Genomic DNA, 4,899 nt, shown 5'->3' with positions numbered 1-4,899 from the left:
GATCGGCAACAAGGCGCCGATATCGCTGTTGAATGGCTCATCGGCGCCCCCGCCGGCATGAGCTAAACCCCGGAAAATTCCAGCATCAGCTGGCCTAGTTTTGGGGAGCACTTCACAGAAGGCCGGACTCTAACTTCAACTGGAGGAAATCGGCAGGGGCAGGTCAGCATTCGGTTGGGCCAGCCGTTCGTCCATTTCGAGCAGGAATGCGGCCACCTTCTCCAGTGCTGTCTTCCGGCCCAGAAGAAGCACGTGATTTTCAGCGTGCTGAAGATTACGACTGACAAGGCCGAGAAGGTTCGTCGCCGCCGCCGCTCGATTTGAGACTTCGTCAAGGCAGGTATGCCGCCTCGTTAGAAGGACTTTGGTTTCGATGATGGCCTCGGCGGTGAAGCGATGAGTTGCCCCATTATCAAGCCCGAACATATCTCCAGGCAGATGAAACGAGTTGATTTGCCGCCGACCATCAGAGAGCAATTTGTAAGCCCGCACCGCTCCAGCGATGATCTGATAGATGTACTCTGGCTCCTCTCCCTCGCCGAATATCTCCGAGCCTTTACGGTACCTGAACTCACTACAGCCGGCGCGCTCACCAGCAATTGCTGCGAGATGACCGTCAATCGGCCGGCGGCTAGATGTATGGACCCGTACCAGCATCGACGCCTCCCTTGAATTTCGCAAATGTTAGGCTTGAGCCTCGCGAAGGAGATTGATCTGACGCAAATACTGGACCTACGTATTCTTACGCACCCCGAAGCGCTGTCCCACTTATTGTCCGTTCGGGCAGTGTCACGCGCCGTGCGGGACGCCATGCCCTTCATTAACACGGCGGATGCTGTGATCACCGTCACGGTCAATCTGTGCGATGTTTCCGTCGAAGCATCACCTGAACAGCTCGCAAGACACGTTACGCGTAGAGGTTTCCCGACCAGGACCGTCTACCTTCCGTCCGGGCGCCGCGACGGCGCTAAAGAACGTACCAGCGTCTCGCACGTCGGGCATTCCGCGCCCGAAACGCTTGGTCGTTCCTGTCTTGCTGCTCCGCTCCATAATGATCGTCGCGCGCATGGTATCGGACGCTTACTACGCTCGAATGACCATACGAGAATGTAGGATGCGGCATGCCGCTGCGCCGCCGACTACCGCTGTCGATCTCCGCCTTCTTGACCCGGTCTGCGGAGTGGGCCGATCTTGGCCCATCGATGTCGCCGCTTCCCAGCGAGAAGAATGCTCGCTGGCGTGACCCAGAGCCATCCGAATCGCTCGGGCCCGGACGTCGGGTGAACACTTGATCGTGGTCTTGCTTGTCCTGGCTCTCCATCCTCTCAGGAGTGAGAGCCTCCGGCAAACCCGGGGCGGTTCACTCTCAGGGGAGCCGCACTCGCCGCCTGCATCGATCTATGCGACGGCGCCAGCCAGCGTTCCTTGAGGGCAACTTTCATTGGCCGCGATCAGGTGCTCATTGCATCCGTCCGGACAGGAGCGATCCCGATCGCCAGCGGACGTGCTCCAGATCATCGCGATAACTTAACTAGCGCCCCGGCGGCGCCGTTGCGCGGCAGCCCTTCCGAAAAATACCCATCTGTTCGAGAGAACCATTCCACGTCGTATCGCGGAACGTCTTAGAGTTCGAAACATGCGGCTTCATGTCGACGGGCTCGCAGACTGCGCAATCGGAATGGCACCCGGTCAACGAGCGCGCCCACACTCCAATGCCACGCTCCTGGTTGAGTTCCGGCAGGGTCCATCGGGACAGCAGCGGTCCACAGCGGCAGCCCTGCTTCCACCGTCATGCGGGCGCAGGAATGCCATATCGAGCGGTGGCGGGTCGAACGGATACAATGAGACCACCCGCCGATCGGCGATCAATGTGTTTGTGATGCTCCGGTGCGATGGAAGGACCCCACGGTGGCCAACGACGGCATCCGCGCGGCCGCGGCTTCTCATCTGCGTCACAAAACCCGACGCTGAGGCTGTCTGGCCTCTTCGGGCGTCTCCGCGTTGATTTCCGAGCGGCTTAGCGCCCTCCCCGGCGTTTCTGAAAGGTCGTGATTCACACGCGACGGCCCAAGCGATTACGCACGCGTCCCGCGAGCGATTGCCAGGCATACTGCTTCTTGAAACAAGACACCTAATTAATTTGGTGCATCTCTCCCACGACCCCCAACATGCGGGGAACCCAATGCACTCTTTCGATGCCCTCGAAATGATTTGTTCTATGGTCTCGCCATCAAGCGCTCGCCATGTCGAGTTTACTTACCGATCAAGGGGTTTTCGGCGGAGCCCAACATTGTTGCGCGGGATGGTCGTTCAACCAGGATGACAGAAACAGGCCGCGCAGATCCCAAGCACTCGCTCCAACCATATTCTTCATCATCGCGGACACCTGAACATTTATCAAGATCAACTCCAAAGCGGGCCAGCGCAGCTCATGAGCAGCCAGTGGCCGACGTAATATAGGCGCGCACCACTGCCCCATCCGCATGCTCTCGATCCTCGGATATTGTCAGCGGCGACCACCCTTCTGGCCCATCGACAAACACATGTGTTGCTTGCCCGAGGCACTTTAACTTTATGCGAGCTTCCGCAGTGTCTTGAGTTCGTGGTTCTCAAGTCGTCGGAGCCGCAGGCGGACTAAACGGGCAGGTGACGACTTGTCAGGCTCGGGGCAGATTGACGACGTTCGCCTTAAGCTCCTGGAGCATGTCCGCAATCCCGTCGACGAGCGCGTCGACCTGGTCCTTGTTAACAATCAGAGGTGGGCACATTACCAACGCATCGCCAACATTCCGCACAATGATTCCTCGCTCGTGCATCAACCGGCACGCGATCGCGCCGATCTCGCCCGGAGTGGTAGCGGGGACGTTCTCCTCCTTCTCCACCACCAGCTCGATCGCTGCCATAAGGCCAATGCCGCGGACTTCGCCAACGACCGGATGGTCGGCGAGGCCGCGCAGCCGTTCCTGCATGTAGCCGCCGATGCGGCTGGCGTTCGCAATCAGCTCCCGCTCGTCGATGACTTTGAGGTTTTCAATTGCAATGGCGGCTCCGACCGGGTGACCACCACCTGTGAAACCGTGGGCCAGCACTCCAATCTTATTGCTCTCTTCCGCGATTGGACCGAACATGCAATCATTCATAATGATTGCAGACAGCGGAAAATAGCTGGACGTGAGCTGCTTTGACACTACCATGACATCTGGCGTGATGTCATAGGTTTCGCAGCCGAACATTTTTCCCGTCCTGCCAAAGCCGCAAATTACCTCATCGGCGACCAAAAGAATACAATGCCGTTTTAGTACCTTTTGTATTTTCTCCCAGTAGGTCGGCGGCGGAACGATTACGCCACCCGCGCCCATTACAGGTTCGGCGAAGAAGGCTGCAATGGTATCAGGACCTTCTTGCTGAATCTGCGACTCGAGCTCCTCGGCCCGACGCGTCGCAAACGTCTCCTCTGATTCGCCAGGAAGACTGTCTTTGTAGAAATGAGGGGCGCCCGCGTGCAGAATGTTCGGCAGCGGCAGATCGAAGGAGCGATGGTTCTCGGGCAGCCCGGTCAGGCTTGCCGCAGCGATCGTGACCCCGTGATAGCCACGCAAACGGCTGATCACTTTCTTACGCTGAGGCTGGCCCAAGGCATTCGAGCGATAGGCGATCAGTTTCAGCACGGTGTCGTTCGCCTCCGAGCCGGAGTTTGTGAAAAATACCTTGCTCATAGGCACCGGGGACATCCTGACGAGCTTCTCGGCGAGCTCGATGGCGGGCCCATTCGATCGTGATGCGAAGGTATGATAGAACGGCAGGACTTGCATCTGACGATGGGCGGCTTCGATGAGCCGTTTCTCACTGAAGCCGAGTCCCGCACTCCAGAGACCGGCCATGGCATCGAGATAGCGGATACCGGCCGCGTCGAAGACATAGGGACCTTCGCCGCGTTCAATTATTATTGGACCAGCTTCTTGATGCGACCGTGCGTTAGTATAGGCGTGAAGCTGATAAGCCGCATCTCGGGCTTCTTGAGAATTGTATTGCACGGTCAACGTCATGGCATCCGTCCAACAGTTGCACTCGGGAAACATGATCGAGCGACAATATGACCAACTTTTTTCGGTAGTGCGAGCGAGTACCAACTTCCGGTGTTTGCTTGAGCATCTCCTGGATCGCTCTCCCTCGGCGAGGGCAGGCAAACGCCGACGTGAATGACAATTCGAACCTTCGTTCGGACGACGGTTGTTAGCACTGCCACCAACTTCTGCCTCGCACCCGGAGCCAAGCCCGTCGGGACAATCATCGCAGCGGCGCCATCGGCGAGGCAACCAGTTCTGTGCGCAGTTCTATTGACGCGTTTCCTGTACGCCATTCATGCTATCTTTCGTCTAGTCTCCGCACCGGGCGAGTCGTACGGCGATGCGCGACCTAGGAAGCATGACAGGCTAATCAGATTCATGCAGTTGGACACCTGCCAACGTTTATAGGCTCCTATTTCGTACAGTGTAGCATCTGAGGACAGATTGCTTTGTGTATCCGGCTTGGTGCGCCTGCCAACCCCTCCACCAGAGCAATCCGTTCGCGGAGGTAGACACTATCCGCCGATGACGACACGGCCACACTCGCGGCGCGGTGCGCCGTCTGAGATCGCCTCACCTGCCGTCGGCGCGGGATCCGGCGCAGCGCTCCAGGTATTTAGTCCCGAATTGATGTGGCTTGCAGTGTCTCAAGCGGCCAGGTTCGTCCGCCCAGGCGGTGCAAAGCGGTTCGTTGGGTGTGATGCCGCGGGGTCAAGTTGTCGGCTTCCCAGAAACACGGCGAGGTATTTCTTGAGGTATTCCTCCGGGGTGGGCCGCCTTGTTGAGTTGCAGGTATCCGACGAGGATCTAGCTTTAAGGCTAGCCTTAAGGT

The 4,899-nt window shown here is 58.1% G+C and carries 2 protein-coding genes; both read right to left on the bottom strand.

The window, feature by feature from the left end; all coding sequences use genetic code 11:
• Nucleotides 1-135 precede the first annotated feature (135 nt).
• A complete protein-coding gene (locus AC0L3A_RS39970) occupies nt 136-657 on the bottom strand; it encodes a cyclic nucleotide-binding domain-containing protein (RefSeq protein ID WP_473256496.1) in 522 nt (173 codons plus the stop codon).
• A 2,000-nt stretch (nt 658-2,657) separates the two neighbouring features.
• Nucleotides 2,658-4,040: an aspartate aminotransferase family protein gene (locus tag AC0L3A_RS39965; protein WP_473256497.1), complete on the bottom strand. Its 1,383-nt coding sequence runs from the start codon at nt 4,038-4,040 to the stop codon at nt 2,658-2,660.
• Between the last annotated feature and the right edge of the window lie 859 nt (nt 4,041-4,899).

Source organism: Bradyrhizobium sp. MI1.3, assembly GCF_055811695.1.
Note: the sequence above shows the minus strand (reverse complement) of the source record. Positions and strands in the feature narration are given on the sequence as shown.

Bases quoted from the DNA above. Each gene is read 5' to 3' on its own strand.
- AC0L3A_RS39970 (WP_473256496.1), bottom strand. From the start codon at position 657: ATGCTGGTACGGGTCCATACATCTAGCCGCCGGCCGATTGACGGTCAT.